We start from the raw sequence: 17,835 nt of genomic DNA, 5'->3' as shown, positions 1-17,835 counted from the left end.
GTAGAAGATACTTGTTATAAAAAGACAATAGTTTATGAATATCAGAATAAACCATATAAAGAAAGGAGCCATAATGGAAAGAACTTTTAGCGAAGCTCTGAAACATCGTCGGACTTACTATTCAATTAGTAACCACTCACCTATTTTAGATCAAGAAATAGAGTGTATCGTTAATACAGCAGTGCGAAATGTACCATCTGCTTTTAATTCTCAGACTACCCGCGTAGTACTATTGTTAGGCGAGTCGCATAAGAAATTATGGCAAATAGTAAAAGATACATTGAAGAAGATTGTACCGGAAGAAGCTTTTGTGAAAACGGAAGAGAAAATAGACCATTCGTTTGCTTGCGGATATGGTACAGTACTTTTCTTTGAAGATCAACTTATCGTAAAAGAATTACAGAAGGCTTTTCCTGCTTATCAGGATAAATTCCCGGAATGGTCATTGCAGACTTCGGGGATGCATCAATTTGTTATTTGGACCATGCTTGAAGATGCTGGTTTGGGAGCATCCTTGCAACATTATAATCCGTTAATTGATGATGAAGTGCGTCGTACCTGGCATTTACCTGAACATTGGCATTTGATTGCAGAAATGCCATTCGGAACTCCTGTTCAAGGACCGGGTGAAAAGGAATACTTGCCATTGGAGGACCGGGTAAAGATTTTCAGATAAATATCTAGGAAATTGAGGTATTAAATGCTAGGAGGGTAATCTGTTATCATTTCGCTTTATCATTCTTCGCTTCGTTCTGAATAACAGATAAGCTTGATTTATAATATAGCATAATATCAATTAATTATAGTGTAGTACTTATCTTTATAATTTCAGTTAAATAGATATTGCGTGTATAATTGCGTAATCTCCTATATATAAAAGGCAATAAACCGTTTGCTTAGTTGTTTTGAAGCTTCAGTTAATGTCTTTTTGAAAAGATAAGGTCTCGTTTTACGTACATGCTTCCATGGCTCCACGTACGTGATCCTTTGGGTTCCCGTACATCATCCGAATGGTTCACGTACGTGAAACGAGAATATGTACCTTGCAAAAGACGGTAGTCGAGCCTTGTCTGTATGTTAAAGTCAGCAATATTTGTTCTACTCCATGCCTTCGGTTGGGGTAACATTTCTACTAATTTATAAAAAACAAGTAATGTAATGGTTGCACATTATGGTTTTATTAGAAAATCCGATGAGAATGGAGTGTCAAACTCTAAACTTGACATCTTTTAATTTGTATCTTATGATTCGGGAGATTATTATAGAATTATGTGTTTATATGCTGACTATTAGATTACTAACCGATTAGATAGCAAGATAAAAGTGATAATAGAGATGTCCTGAACTTTTGTTGTCACTCTATTGTCACCTATCTATTGTCACCAACCTGTTATTGATTATCAGAGGTTTAATGCCGGAAAGTGACAAGTGACAATAAATAACCACTTTATTTTCTTTAGAAATAGATTATTCATGAATCTGATGATCCATTTGCCAACGTTCGGGCTGTCATCTACGTATGTTCTCTGACTTGTTGGGGACGCTCAGATCGTCCGCTTTGAGCAGTATGGCGCGGCAACGCTATATATCACTATATATTGAATAATGAAAATAGCGAAAAGTGAGGTATAGCAAGGTCAAATCTTGTATCTCAGTTGAGAATTATTCGTTATTCATTATCCATTATCCATTAAATGATTAATTTTGTGAGCAAAATTAGTCATTTATGGTTCGTATATTCCTGACCGGCTATATGGGTGCCGGTAAAACAACCTTAGGCAAAGCATTTGCCCGTAAGCTCAATATGCCATTTATTGATTTGGATTGGTATATTGAAGAACGTTTTCATAAAACCGTAGGAGAGTTGTTCATAGAACGTGGCGAAGCTGGTTTCAGGGAATTAGAAAGAAATATGCTTCATGAGGTAGCCGAGTTTGAGAACGTCGTTATCTCTACAGGTGGAGGCGCTCCTTGTTTTTTTGATAACATGGAGTTCATGAATCAAACAGGAAAGACTGTTTTTCTGGATGTTCATCCGGATATTCTTTTCCGTCGTTTGCGCATTGCGAAGCAACAACGTCCTATTCTTCAAGGAAAACAGGATGATGAACTGAAATCGTTTATTGTTCAGGCACTCGAAAAACGGGCCCCATTTTATACACAAGCTCAGTATATTTTCAATGCTGAAGAATTGGAAGATCGTCACCAAATAGAAACTTCAGTGAAACGTTTGCGGGAATTGTTGGGATTATAGACTATAAAGAGATAACTAAGAACTATTTGGGGTTGTCCATTTCCTTTTTGGGTTCTCTTTTTTGTTCATTCAGTCAATATTAGTAAATTGCACTCGCAACACGACTTCATTGCTCGTTGCATGTTATTACTAACAAAGTGAGATAAAATTATAATTATGCGAACTTTACAAGAGAGATTCGAGGAACTATCCGATCGGATAAAAACATCCGGGAAACCTGCGGCAGCGTGGTTTCCTAAATATACCACTACTTCTTTGTTGAATGCTGAAAATTGGTGGGAAGCACTTGCCGTATGTGAATATGCGCTAGATACCAAGGAAGATGAGAAACTGACTGAACGTTTTTTTGAACTTATATTCAGTGCATTCGATTGTAATGTAGAAGTTGATTTGAATGAGGAAGAATATGCTTTCTGGTGGGGGAAAGTGATGCAGGTGTGTGATCGGGTAGCAGAGTTTAGCGGAGCGGGATGGTCGCAGAAAGGTGCTCAGTATTCCGAAGCTCGTTATGGGGTACGTGATATGAAATATCTCTTCCCATATTATGAGAAAGCAGCCGCAATGGGTTGGGCGGAAGCGGAGGCTACCGTTGCTTATTGGCTTTATATGGGATTTTATTGCGACCAAGATCAGAAAGAGGGAGAACGTCGTTTTGCTGCTCTTTCTTCTCCCGAGGCTATCTATTGGGGAAAATATTATCGTGCTTTTATAGAAGAATTTACCGGAAATAAAGAAAAGGCTTTGACTATGCGTCGGGAGTTGCTCGGCGAACTTCCGGAAGGACATCGTTTGCGTGCGCATATATATGCTGCTTTGGGCGATATGCTTGATCGGGAAGAAGGGAATGTGGCAGAAGAAGCTGCTTACTTCGAGAAGTCTTTGGAAATAGTTCCTAATTTATATTCACTTAAAAATTTAGCAACCCTTTATTTCCACTATCCAGAGCTTGGTAAGCCGAAAGAATTAGCTTTTGAATTGTGGGAGAAAGCCTGGCATGCAGGTGTATGGTCTGCGGCTAACTTCCTGGGTTTTAACTATCAGGAAGAGGAGTGGCTGGATATGCCTAAAGCTATTGAGTGGCTGGAAAAAGGGATGCTTTATGGTGAGTCTTATAGCGCATATGAGTTAGCCTTGATTTACCTTTATAATAATGACTATAAGAACGTTGAACGTGGATTAATGTGCATGGAACGTTGTGTGGAGGATAATTATATTGAGGGTTACGAAGAGCTTGCTAATGTTTATTTCAAAGGAGAATTGGTAGAACAAGATATTACTCGTACCAGTCAATTATTGGAAAAAGCAGTGACTTTGGGTTCCGGAAATGCTGCATATCGGCTTGGCTGGATGTATGAACATGGTTTCTTGTCCGAAGAGCCGGATTATGTGAAAGCGATGGCTAGTTATGAAAAGGCAGCCTCATTGGGAAATGCGGACGGATATTGTCGTGCGGCACTTTATTTAGCTAATGGTTATGCCGGTGTAAAAGATGCAGAGAAGTCTAAGAAGTATTATGAGAAAGCAGCTGAAATGGGGGCTTGTTTTGCATTGGTAGAACTTGCTTTTTTATATGAGAACGGTGACGGAGTAGAGAAAGATTATAAAAAAGCTTTTGAACTCCTTCATAAAGCAGCTCAGGATGAATATCCTTATGCAATGTATCGAATCGGTCTTTATCTGGAAAAAGGGATTATCAGTGAACCCCAGTTGGAGGAAGCCTTCAATTGGTATCAGAAAGCTGTAGAAGCAGAAGATGTGGACGCTATTTTTGCTTTGGGACGTTGCTATAAAAATGGTTTCGGTACTGAAGAAAATATGGATAAAGCGTTTGAATGGTTTGCCAAAGGAGCAGAAAGAGAAGAACCTCGTTGTCTTACAGAGTTAGGGATGGCTTATGAAAATGGTAATGGCGTGGAAGAGAATCCTAACAAGGCGGTAGAATATATACAGCAAGCAGCTGATATGGACTATGGTTACGCCCAATTTAAGATGGGAGATTATTTTCTCTTTGGTTACGGGCCATGTCTGGAAGATAATAAACAAGCAGTGGAATGGTATGAAAAAGCTATTGCTAATGAAATACCTTTGGCTATGATTCGTATGGGTGAATATTATTTGTATGACTACGATAAGCTGAATGAATCTGAAAAAGCTTTTGGCTATTTCAAAAAAGCTGCTGAATATAAATGGTATAGTGAAGGGATCGGTATCTGTTATGAGATGGGGATCGGGGTAGAAGATAATGAGACAGAAGCTTTTAAGTATTATACACTCGCTGCAAACAATGGTAATGTTACGAGTATGTATCGTACTGGACTTTGTTATTACAATGGAGTAGGCGTAAAACAGAATTATACAGAAGCTTATCGTTGTTTTAACGATGCGGTTGGAAATGAAAATATACCTGCAACTTATTATTTGGGTAAGATGATGATGTATGGTGAGGGATGTACTCCTGATCCTGATACAGCTATTCAATGGCTGCAAAAAGCAGCAGAAAATGGCAGTGATAAAGCACAATTTGAATTGGGTAATGCCTATCTGATGGGAAATGGTGTGGAAGAAAATGATGAGATTGCGATGGAGTGGTTTGAAAAAGCTGCAGAGAACGGTAATGAGAAAGCGCTGAAAATCACAGGAAGAAGAAAATAACGAAAAGAATGGAGAAGGAAGGAAATAATCTGTTTCAGGTCAATCTTAAAGGAATGATTGCTCTGTTATCGGAACATATTTATAGTAATCCAAATACATTTGTCCGCGAACTGCTACAAAATTGTGTGGATGCTATCAAGGTTTTACATAATATCGACGAGAATTATAATGGTCGTATTGATGTATTTCTCAATGAAGACGGAACTACCGTATTTCAAGATAATGGTATCGGGTTAAAAGAAGAAGAGGTTTATCGTTTCCTTACTGTGATTGGTGAAAGCTCGAAGCGGGATACACCTGATTCAGACGATTTTATCGGGAGATTTGGCATTGGTCTGCTATCTTGTTTTGTTGTAACAAACGAAATTAAAGTAGAGAGCCGATCGGCTATGGGCGGACAACCTGTCTGTTGGTGTGGTAAGGTAGACGGTACATATCAGATGACTTTTCCTGATGAAGAATTAGCCATAGGATCACGCGTCATTTTGCATCCTAAAAATGAATGGACTCACCTCTTTGCTTATGAAAGTTTTAAGAAGATATTGACTAATTATGGCGAAATATTGCCTTATCCTATTTATCTGCATTATCAGGGAGAGGAAGAATTGATAAACACGCCATGTCCGATATGGTTGAATCCGGAAGCAACCCGTAAAGAACTGCTTGATCATGGTGCAAAAGTCTTTCATTCATCTGCTTTAGATGTGTTTCGTATACATACTGAAAGCGGAAAAGTGAATGGAGTATTATATGTCTTACCTTTCCGAACTCAGTTTTCCGTACGCAATTCTCATAAGGTATATTTAAAGCGAATGTTGTTGAGCGAAGACGACTGTAATCTTCTCCCATCATGGGCATTCTTCATTCGTTGTCTAGTTAATGCAGATGGTCTATTGTCTACAGCTTCACGAGAATCTTTTGTGAGCAATGACTTATTGAAAGATGCGCGGAAAGAAATTGGAATAGCTATTAAAGACTATTTGCGTGGGTTGATTCAAAATGACCGTCCTATGTTTAATAAGATGTTGGAAGTTCATCATTTCCATATTAAGGCAATTGCTTCGGAAGATAATGAAATGCTTCGTTTGTTTATGGATTATCTTCCTTTTGAGACGAATAGGGGAATGCGTAGCTTTGGAAATATCCGTTCGGTAAATAATGTGATCTGCTATACACGAAATCTGGAAGATTTTCGGCAGGTGCGACGAATAGCAGGAGCACAAGGATGGTTAGTTGTAAATGCAGCTTATACTTTTGATGAAACTTTGCTGAAAAAGTATGTTCGTCTAAATCCGGAGTTAACATTGGATGAGATTTCTCCTTCTCGTTTATTGGAACAGTTTGGTGAGGTAACACCGAATAAAGAATATCGGTTATTCGAAGCTAAGGCAAATGAATTGTTGAAACGTTTTGGTTGTATCTGTTGCTTGAAACATTTCACTCCCGTAGATACTCCGGTTATATTTGTTGCCGAAGAGAAAGAAAGTACAACTAAATCTGTCAACAACCCTCTGATGGCTGTCTTAGGCATTGTTAATTCGGGAAAACAGCTTCCACCGACTTTGACCTTTAATGCTGATAATGAGATGGTGCAGACATTATTGAAAATACAGGATGATAATAAGTTGTTCCGGCATGTAGTACATATATTATATGTGCAATCGCTCCTTCAAGGTAAATATACAGTGAACAGTGAGGAAATGGAACTTTTCAACCATTCGCTATGTGAGCTGATGACTGCCAAAATGAATGATTTTATAAACTTTTTGAATTAAACGACCGATGAGATATACACTTGAAATACAGAAATTACTATTGCAGACCCAAAGCCAAAATCTGCATCCGCGTGAAAAAGCAAGTCTGCTAAAGGAAGCCATTCGGATTGCCGATGAGAATGAAGATGTGGCATGGGCAGTAGAAATGCGTTTGGATTTGATTTACGAGTTGAATCTCCTTTCTGCTGATGCCGAAGAGATTGCTGTTTTTTCCAAGATATTGGATGATTATGAAAGTCATAAAGATCAGATAAATGAGGATGATCTGCTTTGGAAATATAAATGGATCTGGGCTTGTACATTTGACTTGCCGGATATCCCTATGGAGCAGATAAAAGCAGTTGGAGAAGATTATAAGACTCGCATTCAAAGAAATGGCTATTCATTACGGAGTTATTATCACCGATGGTCAGTGGAATATACCAGAATGCGTCAATACGATCTGGCTAAAGAATATATAGATAAAATGTTGGCAGAAAAGATCGATGATCAGTCCTGTGAGGCTTGTGAATTGAACTTTATGTTGGACTACTATCTCGAGACGGGACAGTTTGACGAGGCTTATAACCGGGCGCAGCCATTGATAAGCAAACAGACATCCTGTTATGAAGCCAATTTACGCGCATACCTGAAACTAGCATATTATGCACAAAAAGCAGTAAAGCCAGAGATAGCTGCCGATATGTGCATGCGTGCCGAAGAAGGATTGGCAGGTCGTGAGAAAGATGAATATATGTTACTTTACCTGGGTTTATTTATTGCTTATTACTTCATGATAAATTCCCAGAGGGGGTGGGAATACGCCGAACGTTGTATTGGTTGGAGTTTGCATACCAATCAATTGAAGAAATATCGGTTTTCGTGTGATATGGTAGAAGCCTTAAAATACGAATCTCGCCCGCAAGTTAGCTTGAATCTACCAGAAGAGTTTCCGTTGTATTGCCCGGAAGGGGTGTATGATGTGAAAGAATTGAGTGATTATTTTTATGGTCAGGCTGAGGATTTAGCACTCCGGTATGATGCCCGTAATGCAAACAATGGATATATGGACCGATTGAAAGAAATAATATCCAATTAATTGGCAACCTGTAGATAAATCTGTATTTTTGTCAACTAATTATTTACTAAAAACACTGAATAACAGAAAAATGAGAAAGTGGCGTATTGAAGATTCTGAAGAACTCTACAACATTACAGGTTGGGGTACTTCGTACTTTAGTATTAATGACAATGGTCATGTCGTTGTTACACCGCGTAAAGATGGAGTGGCTGTCGATCTGAAAGAATTGGTCGATGAACTGCAATTGCGTGATGTAACTACCCCTATGCTGGTGCGTTTTCCGGATATTCTGGACAACCGTATTGAAAAGATGTCTTCCTGTTTTAAACAAGCAGCAGAAGAATACGGTTATAAAGCCGAGAACTTTATTATCTATCCGATTAAAGTAAACCAGATGCGCCCGGTGGTAGAGGAAATCATTAGTCACGGTAAGAAATTCAATCTCGGATTGGAAGCTGGTTCTAAGCCGGAGTTGCATGCTGTGATTGCCGTCAATACGGATTCTGACTCATTGATTGTTTGCAACGGTTATAAAGACGAGAGCTATATTGAGCTAGCTTTACTTGCTCAGAAGATGGGAAAACGAATCTTCTTGGTGGTAGAGAAAATGAATGAATTAAAGTTGATTGCCAAGATGGCGAAGCAGCTGAATGTTCAGCCCAACATAGGTATTCGTATTAAACTGGCTTCTTCCGGCAGTGGAAAATGGGAAGAATCCGGTGGAGATGCAAGCAAATTTGGCTTAACTTCCAGTGAGCTTCTTGAAGCACTCGACTATATGGAAAGTAAAGGGTTGAAAGATTGTCTTAAACTGATTCATTTCCATATTGGCAGCCAGATCACTAAGATTCGTCGTATCAAAACGGCTTTGCGCGAAGCATCTCAATTCTATGTACAACTTCATGCAATGGGCTTTAAGGTCGAATTTGTAGATATTGGCGGTGGACTTGGAGTTGATTATGACGGTACTCGTTCTTCTGATAACGGTGGTAGTGTAAATTATTCCATTCAGGAATATGTGAATGACTCTATTTCTACTTTGGTAGATGTCAGCGATAAAAATGGTATTCCACATCCGAATATAATTACCGAGAGTGGACGTGCATTGACTGCTCATCACTCTGTGCTTATCTTTGAGGTGCTGGAAACTGCTACTTTACCTGAATGGGACGATGAAGAAGTGATTGCTGAGGATGCTCATGAATTGGTGCAAGAATTGTATAGCATTTGGGATACGTTGAATCAAAATAAAATGTTGGAAGCATGGCATGATGCTCAGCAAATTCGTGAGGAAGCACTTGACTTGTTCAGTCATGGAATTGTGGATCTAAAAACACGTGCGCAGATTGAACGCTTGTATTGGTCTATTACACGAGAGATCAATCAAATTGCCGAAGGTTTGAAACATGCACCCGATGAATTTCGTGGATTATCTAAACTGTTGGCTGATAAATATTTCTGTAACTTCTCTTTGTTTCAGTCACTTCCTGACTCTTGGGCAATTGATCAGATATTCCCGATCATGCCAATTCAGCGGTTAGATGAGAAACCGGATCGCTCGGCTACATTGCAAGATATAACTTGTGACTCTGACGGTAAGATCGCTAATTTTATTTCTACCCGGAATGTGGCGCATTATATGCCGGTTCATAGCCTGAAGAAGTCGGAGCCCTATTATGTTGCTGTCTTTTTAGTCGGAGCTTATCAGGAGATTTTGGGCGATATGCATAATTTGTTTGGTGATACGAATGCAGTGCATGTTTCTGTGAATGAAAAGGGATATAATATCGAACAGATAATTGATGGAGAAACCGTAGCAGAAGTCTTGGACTATGTGCAATATAATCCGAAGAAGTTGGTTCGTACTCTTGAAACATGGGTTACAAAATCAGTAAAAGAAGGACGAATTTCTTTGGAAGAGGGAAAAGAGTTCCTTTCTAATTATCGTTCGGGACTTTATGGTTATACTTATTTGGAATAGGAATAATAGAAAATGAGAGAAAAACTAACAATCATTAAAGTGGGTGGCAAAATCGTAGAAGAGGAAGCCACCCTTCGTCAGTTGTTAGACGATTTTGCTGGCGTTGATGGTCACAAAGTATTGGTTCATGGTGGAGGACGTTCGGCTACGAAGATAGCCACTCTGCTGGGAATTGAGAGTAAAATGGTAAATGGCCGCCGAATCACAGATGAGGAAACACTCAAAGTGGTGACAATGGTATATGGCGGATTGGTAAATAAGAATATTGTAGCAGGTCTGCAAGCTCGTGGGATCAATGCTCTTGGACTGACCGGAGCAGATATGAACGTGATCCGTTCGGTGAAACGTCCTGTAAAGGATGTTGATTACGGCTTTGTGGGGGATGTTGAGAAGGTAGATGCGTCTTTATTATCAGATTTAATTCATAAGGGTGTAGTTCCTGTGATGGCACCACTGACGCACGATGGACAAGGTAATATGTTGAATACTAACGCAGATACGATTGCCGGAGAGACAGCTAAGGCTTTATCAACTTTGTTTGATGTGACATTGGTTTATTGTTTTGAGAAAAAAGGAGTGCTGCGTGACGAGAATGATGATGATAGTGTGATTTCACAGATTACTCGTGCAGAATTTGAACAATACGTTGCTGATGAAGTTATCCAAGGTGGCATGATTCCTAAGTTAGAGAACTCTTTTGAGGCAATTAATGCAGGGGTGTCAGAGGTGATAATCACCTTAGCATCAGCGATTAGTGAAAACGGAGGAACCAGGATCAAAAAATAATTCCAAAAAAGTAGTGGGCGACTGTAACTTTTCGAATCCTAGCCCGTCATTATTATAGAGATGCAAGAAATCAGCTTCCGAAACGATATTTTGCCGTTGAAGGATAAACTCTTTCGATTGGCTCTCAGAATAACTCTGGATAGGGCAGAAGCCGAAGATATCGTTCAGGACACCATGATAAGAGTGTGGAGTAAGCGTGAGGAGTGGTCTCAGTTTGAATCGGTTGAAGCCTACTGCCTGATAGTGGCAAAGAACTTGGCGATAGATCGCAGTCAAAAGAGAGAAGCTCAGAATGTAGGACTCACCCCGGAGATGGAGGAAGAACCTGATGCAAGCGGTCCGTACGATCAGTTGGTTCATGATGAGAAAATGAATATTATAAATCGACTGGTAAACGAACTTCCCGAGAAACAGCGGCTTATCATGCAACTGAGGGATATTGAAGGTAAAAGCTATAAGAAAATTGCAATCTTACTGAATCTGACAGAAGAACAGGTAAAAGTAAACCTTTTCAGAGCCAGACAAAAGGTAAAACAAAGATATTTAGAAATTGACGAATATGGATTATAAGAATATAGAACAGCTTTTAGAGCGATATTGGCAATGCGAAACTTCCTTAGAGGAAGAATCTCAATTGCGTGACTTCTTCTTAAAAGGAGAGGTACCTGCTCATTTGCTTCGCTATAAGAACTTGTTTGTTTATCAGCAGGTTCAGCAGGAAGAAGGGCTGGGTGAAGACTTTGATGCACGTATTCTGTCACAAGTGGAAACTCCGGTAGTGAAGGCTAAACGCTTGACGTTGCTTGGCCGTTTTGTTCCACTATTTAAGGCTGCTGCTGTGGTTGCAATCATTCTTTCGTTAGGAAATGTGGCACAGCATTCATTCTCCGGTGATGACGGTAGAGTGTTGGCAACGGATACCATTGGTAAACAAGTAACTGCTCCTTCGGTCGCATTGTCAAATGATGCGAAAGCAGATCAGGCGTTGGCTGATAGCCTTGCCAAGATCAATAAGGTGAAAGTTATGCAAGAATAGACATTTTCATTTGCTTTAACATATAATATAGTTAGTATGCTTAATTAAAACAAAAAACGAAAGCGAAACTGTGAAGTTTTCAATTCTCTCAAATTTTTATAATAAAACTAACTAAATAAATGGGCTACCGCGTGATGCAGTAGCCCTTTTAAGTTTCCTGTTCTTAGTCGAGTTTATGTAACTTTTTCTGGGGACCGTTTACTTCTTGTGGGTTACCTTTGTAAGAAAGGCTACCTCCACCGGTAAACTGTGCGGATAGTTTTTCGCTTACGTGGCAACTGATATCTCCGGAGCCTGTGACACTTGATGATACATCCTTCGCTTGTAGTTCTAAAGCGTTTATATTTCCTGAACCAACAATCCTGAAGTCTGCATTATCAGTTTTACCACTAAATAGTATGTTTCCTGAACCGGTAATATGAGCGGAACATATTTGACTTTGAATCTGTTGAAACCTGATATTACCGGACCCATTAATGTAGATTGCCGTCTTCTGACAGACTATTTTCTGTCCTTGTATATTTCCGGAACCATTGATGTTTACTTCTACATTCTTTTTTGTTTGTATGCCATTGGTAAGCTGTATATTTCCCGAACCATTGATTCCCATACTATTCAGTTCAGGAGAAGAAACTCTGATTTCTAATGTTCCTCTATCTCTTATATTAATGTTATTGGGATACTTTATAAATAGCGTGTTTTTATCGACATAGATTTTTAGTATTGAGATTATATTGTCAGAACCGTAAATTTCGAAATGGGTATTTGCGTCTTGTTGATAGATAATATCTGCACTCCCCGACAGCGTAATTGCGTTGAATGGGCTGATTTCTATATCTTTTGTTATGTAGTTGCCGCTACCAGTTATGTATTGACCTTGTGAACAGGAGATTGATATGAATACTAGAAACATACCGGTTAATACTGTTGTTAATGTACTTACTTTCATAATAATGATTTTGATGTTATATTATTAAGACGGTTCATGCTTCAATAAAGTTGCATTTCAGATAAAGTTTTTTAGATGGAAAATAGTTGGTTTATAGTAATTAATAAGGGATATATCATGATAAATACAAAGATAAATGCTTTGGTCTTTTCATAGAATATATGACCTTTGTCTTTGTGTTTTTATTGAAATATATTTGTTGAACTTATAAGAATAAAGTATATTTGCAATATAATATATAAAGCTTTGAAAAACATGACAGACAAACATTTCTTCAGCATTCATGCCATAAGGCACTACTTTACTTCCTCTATTATTTTGATATTTTTATTATCTAATTCTTATAATGTATATGCTGCATATCCATCTGTTAATATTGTTTTGCAAGATGATGTTGAAGCTTTGAAACAAAAAGCGGAACAAGGAGATGTGCAAGCACAGTATAATATGGGAATGCTTTACGAGCAAGGTAAGGGTGTTCCGAAATCGTATACAGAAGCTGCAAAGTGGTTGAAGAAAGCAGCGGATAATGGCTTTGTTCAAGCGCAGTTACGTTTAGCTTATTACTATGAGGTAGGTGCTTTTACGGATATGAATTATGTAGAAGCTGCCCGTTACTATAACCTTGCTGCCCAACAGGGAAATGCTCAAGCAATGAATACCCTTGGACGATATTATATGGATGGTTTGGGTGTGAAGAAAGATCTGAATAAAGCCAAAGATTTATTTGAAGGAGCTTTGAAGGGAGGTAACCGCGAGGCAGAAAACAATCTGAAGAAATTGCAACAGTTGTTACCAGCCGATGCTGTGAAAACATCTACAGACACCAGAGTGGCTTCCAAAGAGAAGAATACAGAGGTTGCGAGTCATGTTGCCAAGAAGAAAGACATGAAATCAGCTGTAGAAAGTAAGCAATCTGTACAAGATATTGGTACTCCTATGGGAATAGTAGATGAAGATGACTTGTCTGCAGCAGGGATAGAAATATTGGATACTTCCGATCAATATAATGGGATACCTTATCCCAAAGGTATGTTGAAATCGATTTTTATGAAATCTCTTGATGAGAAAGGGAAAATTGGAGGAGAGGTATTTTGGGGTGGTGTCATCCTACTTATTCTTTCACTCTGGGGATCTCGGTATATGATGAATAAATCTGGATTTTCTTTTCGTGGAGTAACTATAATTGTAGGTTCTTTCTTATTTGCCGGAACTATGAGAGGCTTTTTTGCCCGATATAACTTTTTCGGGGATTGGTTTGATTGGGTGATGATTGTTCTATTGATTGTTGGCGTTTATAAATGTATTACAGGGAGCGAAGGACTTAATAAACTTTGGGCTATACTGGCTTCTCTGATTCTAGGATTTGTAATTTACCATACTGCTATGATTACATTCTTTATTTCAGGTTGGTTCTTGGGAGGTATTTGTATGGCGTTTGTTACGGGTTTGTTTATGCATGGTGTGTTGAAAATAGAATTGAGTTCGAGAGGTAGCAGTGGTGGAGGTACTACATTTGTGGATTCTTCATCAGAAAAAAAATGTAATTATGATACTATGAAGTGTAGATATTATGGAAAAGGACAATATAATACTTTAGCCTGTAATTCTCCTGTATATAGTTATGGAAAAGAAGAATGTCCATTTAATGGCTATGGTTGTGGGCAATGCCAATATTATAAGGATAGTGTGTGATTGGTTATACAAACATGCTTTCAGATCGGGATTTAGTTACAAAATCCGAATTTTATTTAGTTGGATATTTCAAATACCAATATTTAATTATCTTATCCTATCTGTTATACAGAATGTAGCTAAGTCTCCATTCTTTACATATGCAGGGAGGAGAGATTTTTTTACTTCGTTCTGAATGACAAATACTATCATGCAATCAATTAGTAGTGATGGTATACTTATTAGTACACATATACAGTTTATAGTTGTTTTTTCATTAATATATCTTTGAGTCTCTTTGTACTTTCAGGATTGGCATTAAGATATTTCGGCAGTTCTGTTTCGATAAATTTACTCACGAAATCCTCTACAGTGATTGTTTGAGCTTTATCCAACCATTTCGAACTAAGAGTTCGTCTTTGGCTGATATTATAAAGTGGATCATTAATCTTTATCCATAAGGCTCCTACTAAATTTCCCGGGAATCTTTCCTCGTGCATATAGAATTCTTTGGGATTATGCTCATCAGCCGGTTGTAACATTAGACCATAGTAGTTCTCTATATTTAAAGAAAGTCCATAGTAATTGTTTAGTGTAGTAACAGTTGAAGTAATAAAAGATTTTGTTTCAGGGCTGTAATACCCATTCCATGCGTTATTAAAGGAAGTGTATTGATTTTTCACTTTACCATTCAGGTTTCTTGCAGCATTGATAGCTAAGTCTATTCCTTTACCGCTGATATGAATTGTAGGTAATAACAAGTCATCAAATTTCCACTCAATAAAATCTTTCATTCCATGAGGTGAGAGAATTTCTGTGCCGTTATATATAAATTTAATTTCAGGATTAACGGTTGAATATCTTTTGATGTATTCATTGATAAACTCATTTCTGAAATAAAAATCCTTATCAAATATTAACTCGTCTGGAGTAAACCTTACAGAGATAACGTCTTTTGTTGGTTCTGCTTTTATTGTTTCATCGCTGTTTATAGATCCTCTTTTGTATACAAGCCGATGAATCATTGAGGATTCGTCGGTTTGAAATTTCCAATATATATTCGCTAGACAAAGCCGCTATTGCCGAAATCATATAACCGCTACTGTAAAACGATTGTAACTTTTCACTTTGTGGAAAAAAGGAATCAGGACATTCTGCCAGTTTACAATCAATATATATGTTTTTGTCCGTACTATTAATATGAACGATCTTTTCTATTGGTGTATTTTCTAAAACAGATTCAAGAGCATACGTGAATAAGGTGTATAAGCCATCATATTCACATGAACCGTCACCACGCTTTCCGATGTACATTCCGGGACGTTTTCTGATGTGCTCCACAAATGTTTTAGCTTCTAATCCATGTCTGTCTAGTGGGTTGGTATAATAGTCTATCATATATTTTTGTAATTTGCTTTTTTATAATTCTTATATGCTGCTCACATTTGATTTCCGTAACAAAAATACCTTTATCTACTCTTCACCTTCTTCACCGAAATATAAAGTGTTGTATATCTATTGCTTCCGGTGAAAAAGAAGATAAAATGTTTCTTTTTACTCATTCACATCCTTCACCTTGTGGGATGTTCTGCGTCTCTCGATACTCCATAATAACCCGGTGCCGGCATATACATCGGTTGATTCCGCAATCCGACATTTATCAGTTTGCCTTCTTTACGTAATCGGACCAGGTGTGTTTTAGCAGTGGTACGTGCCAAATTGCAGATTTTCTGGAAGTCACGACGAGTCATCATTGTATGTTCGGCAAAATACTCTTTTAATCGGATATCTATCTCAACCTCTGATATCTTTTCAGAATGTCGGACGTACTTAGACTGGTTAGCATGTGCACCGGCAAGATTGCCTTTCAATTCGTTGTCTGGTCGGAAGCGGATGGTTTTGAGGGTTACTTTGTTGGTCTTGTGAGGTGTATTACGCGTCACTTTTTCTGTGGCTGCCAATGTAGGGTAAAAGTAACCGATTCCTTCAAGATGAATCGCTTTTCCGTCGCGTAATTCTTCGCCGAAAAGTTGTGCAAGGGTATCAAGGGCACTCTTTACATCTCCAACAGTCAGTGAACTACGTTCATGGATTCTTCGGCATAATGTAGCAGTTTCCACCTTGCCGTTCATAAAGATGCGTGGGTGTAATGTAGCTTCCTCTTCCGAAGAAGCGTTTGGATTCTCATACCAATCGAATAAAATAGCCATCGTTATCCTTTAAATTAATCGTATTGTTTATTTATAGACAACGGGAATCGGCTGATAAGACAACTATAATCGGCTAATTAGACGACTAGAGTCAGCTGATTAGACAATTACAGTTGGCTATTATTATAATTGCCTCAAATATACGATAAAATATTGATTTTATCATCATGAGAAAGGCTTTTTATCTTTACCGATAAAAACAAGAAAAATCTTTGTTAAATGCTTGCAAACCCCATATCCTGTATTATATCTTCGTCATATCAATCGATTGAAAAGACAAAGATTTATTCAATAAAAAAAGAGATATGAAGACATTAATTACCTTTGGCACAAGCACCATTAACTCACTCGCCTGTTTTTCTGACCAGGCAAGTGAAGGATTTTTTGAGGAGCCATTACGACTTTCGCTATAATCTGTTAACAGAAGAAACTGAATTCCGGCGGTTTAGTCAGAGAGATTCCTCTTTCTTACCCATAGGAAAACGGGAGTTAAACACTTTTTGTATGGAAGCACATCAGGAAGGTGTCAATTGTTGGGATAAGGACCTGCAAAAGTATATTTACTCCACTGAGGTAGAAAGTTATCACCCATTCCGGCTATATATGGACGAATTACCTATTTGGGATGGACATGGAACAAGCAAATTTATTAGTACAGAGCAAGGATGTCATAAGTCTACCTTGGTGGAAATGGGTTTACTCAATATGGATGAGTTCGATAAATACGGTCCGCAGAAGATGCCATTACTTAAAAACTTGATGCAAATGTCCCGTCTCAATATTTGCAAAGCTTATCAAAAGAATTTCCGGTCATTGCCTCGTATAGCTTCATTCATAGGCACGAGTAATCGGACTGATCTGCTTTGTGATTCTACAGGTAGCCAGCGTTTTATCTGTGTTGATGTGGAACATGATATCGACTGCACCGATATTGAGTACTCACAAATTTCTGCCCAACTGAAATCTGAACTACAGGCTGGTGTCCGGCATTGGTTGAGTAAAGACGAGGAACGTGATCTGCAACGACATAATGCTGCATATTATCATGTAAATCCTGTAGAAGATATTCTGCGCAGTTTGTATGCTCCTGCCATTTGATGATGCGGAATGTCTGTCTCTTTCTGCTGCTACTATTTATAAACAACTGCAAAAAGAGTTTCCTGTTGCTTTGCGTAGCTGTACTTCTTCCAACTATCACAATTATTAGTAGCTGTTAGGAATCACTCATCGTCACACAAAACAGGGGAATGTTTATCTGGTGAAGAAGGTGAAGTAGGCTGAAAAGTGAAAAAGAATCATGGGTTCACCGCAACTTCCTGAATAAAAGAGAGTTGCTTCTCGGTGAAGAGGATGAATGAAAGAGCTGTTTATAGTATTCTTTTTTAAGAATGGAGACTTTAGAGAGCTTTTTTATCAATCTCCGTCTTTTATTTGTTATATTTAATGCCGTAAATATTG

General features: G+C 38.3%; 14 protein-coding genes and 1 pseudogene. 11 read left to right on the top strand and 4 right to left on the bottom strand.

Going from position 1 to position 17,835, the window contains the following annotated elements; genetic code table 11:
• Positions 1-73: 73 nt before the first annotated feature.
• From EJF25_RS00315 to EJF25_RS00275, 9 genes are all read left to right on the top strand, one after another.
• Positions 74-676, top strand: coding sequence for a nitroreductase family protein (locus EJF25_RS00315; protein ID WP_125039898.1), 603 nt, complete (start codon positions 74-76; stop codon positions 674-676).
• A gap of 1,050 nt (positions 677-1,726) precedes the next feature.
• Complete coding sequence (locus EJF25_RS00310; protein WP_125039543.1) at positions 1,727-2,254, top strand: shikimate kinase; 528 nt, start codon at positions 1,727-1,729, stop codon at positions 2,252-2,254.
• 156 nt (positions 2,255-2,410) lie between these two features.
• Positions 2,411-4,906 carry a tetratricopeptide repeat protein gene (locus EJF25_RS00305; RefSeq protein WP_125039542.1) on the top strand — a complete coding sequence of 832 codons (2,496 nt, stop codon included), beginning with the start codon at positions 2,411-2,413 and terminating at the stop codon, positions 4,904-4,906.
• Positions 4,907-4,914: 8 nt separating this feature from the next.
• A complete protein-coding gene (locus EJF25_RS00300) occupies positions 4,915-6,681 on the top strand; it encodes an HSP90 family protein (protein WP_125039541.1) in 1,767 nt (588 codons plus the stop codon).
• A 7-nt stretch (positions 6,682-6,688) separates the two neighbouring features.
• On the top strand, positions 6,689-7,759 hold the full coding sequence (locus EJF25_RS00295) for a hypothetical protein (protein WP_125039540.1): 1,071 nt from the start codon (positions 6,689-6,691) through the stop codon (positions 7,757-7,759).
• Positions 7,760-7,829: 70 nt separating this feature from the next.
• Positions 7,830-9,722 carry a biosynthetic arginine decarboxylase gene (gene speA / locus EJF25_RS00290; RefSeq protein ID WP_125039539.1) on the top strand — a complete coding sequence of 631 codons (1,893 nt, stop codon included), beginning with the start codon at positions 7,830-7,832 and terminating at the stop codon, positions 9,720-9,722.
• 12 nt (positions 9,723-9,734) lie between these two features.
• Positions 9,735-10,508, top strand: coding sequence for an acetylglutamate kinase (gene argB / locus EJF25_RS00285; RefSeq protein ID WP_125039538.1), 774 nt, complete (start codon positions 9,735-9,737; stop codon positions 10,506-10,508).
• 60 nt (positions 10,509-10,568) lie between these two features.
• Positions 10,569-11,078 (top strand): GFO_1088 family ECF-type sigma factor, encoded by a 510-nt coding sequence (locus tag EJF25_RS00280; RefSeq protein WP_125039537.1) that lies wholly within the window; start codon positions 10,569-10,571, stop codon positions 11,076-11,078.
• Complete coding sequence (locus EJF25_RS00275) at positions 11,068-11,544, top strand: PG0215 family putative anti-sigma factor (RefSeq protein ID WP_125039536.1); 477 nt, start codon at positions 11,068-11,070, stop codon at positions 11,542-11,544. Before EJF25_RS00280 ends, EJF25_RS00275 begins: the two co-directional genes overlap by 11 nt.
• A gap of 163 nt (positions 11,545-11,707) precedes the next feature.
• Here the strand turns inward: EJF25_RS00275 and EJF25_RS00270 are convergent, their stop codons facing one another.
• The gene (locus EJF25_RS00270) at positions 11,708-12,493 is read right to left on the bottom strand and encodes a head GIN domain-containing protein (RefSeq protein ID WP_125039535.1); all 786 of its coding nucleotides are present in this window, start codon (positions 12,491-12,493) and stop codon (positions 11,708-11,710) included.
• Between the two features lie 255 nt (positions 12,494-12,748).
• On the opposite strand from EJF25_RS00270, the gene EJF25_RS00265 reads away from it, so the two are divergent.
• The gene (locus tag EJF25_RS00265) at positions 12,749-14,188 is read left to right on the top strand and encodes a tetratricopeptide repeat protein (protein WP_125039534.1); all 1,440 of its coding nucleotides are present in this window, start codon (positions 12,749-12,751) and stop codon (positions 14,186-14,188) included.
• Positions 14,189-14,427: 239 nt separating this feature from the next.
• On the opposite strand, the gene EJF25_RS00260 is transcribed toward EJF25_RS00265, so the two are convergent.
• From EJF25_RS00260 to EJF25_RS00250, 3 genes are all read right to left on the bottom strand, one after another.
• Entirely contained in the window at positions 14,428-15,192 is a 765-nt protein-coding gene (locus EJF25_RS00260) for a DNA topoisomerase IV subunit B family protein (protein WP_125039533.1), read from the bottom strand.
• The gene (locus EJF25_RS00255) at positions 15,146-15,565 is read right to left on the bottom strand and encodes a hypothetical protein (protein ID WP_125039532.1); all 420 of its coding nucleotides are present in this window, start codon (positions 15,563-15,565) and stop codon (positions 15,146-15,148) included. Before EJF25_RS00255 ends, EJF25_RS00260 begins: the two co-directional genes overlap by 47 nt.
• A gap of 173 nt (positions 15,566-15,738) precedes the next feature.
• Positions 15,739-16,377 (bottom strand): HU family DNA-binding protein, encoded by a 639-nt coding sequence (locus EJF25_RS00250; protein ID WP_125039531.1) that lies wholly within the window; start codon positions 16,375-16,377, stop codon positions 15,739-15,741.
• A 351-nt stretch (positions 16,378-16,728) separates the two neighbouring features.
• Here EJF25_RS00250 and EJF25_RS00245 point away from each other — a divergent pair.
• A pseudogene (locus EJF25_RS00245) lies at positions 16,729-17,653 on the top strand (DUF3874 domain-containing protein); the annotation flags it as partial.
• Positions 17,654-17,835: the final 182 nt, after the last annotated feature.

Origin of the sequence: Bacteroides faecalis (assembly GCF_003865075.1) — a bacterium.
Classification (GTDB): Bacteria; Bacteroidota; Bacteroidia; order Bacteroidales; family Bacteroidaceae; genus Bacteroides; species Bacteroides faecalis.
This window is presented reverse-complemented; position numbering and strand designations above follow the sequence as displayed.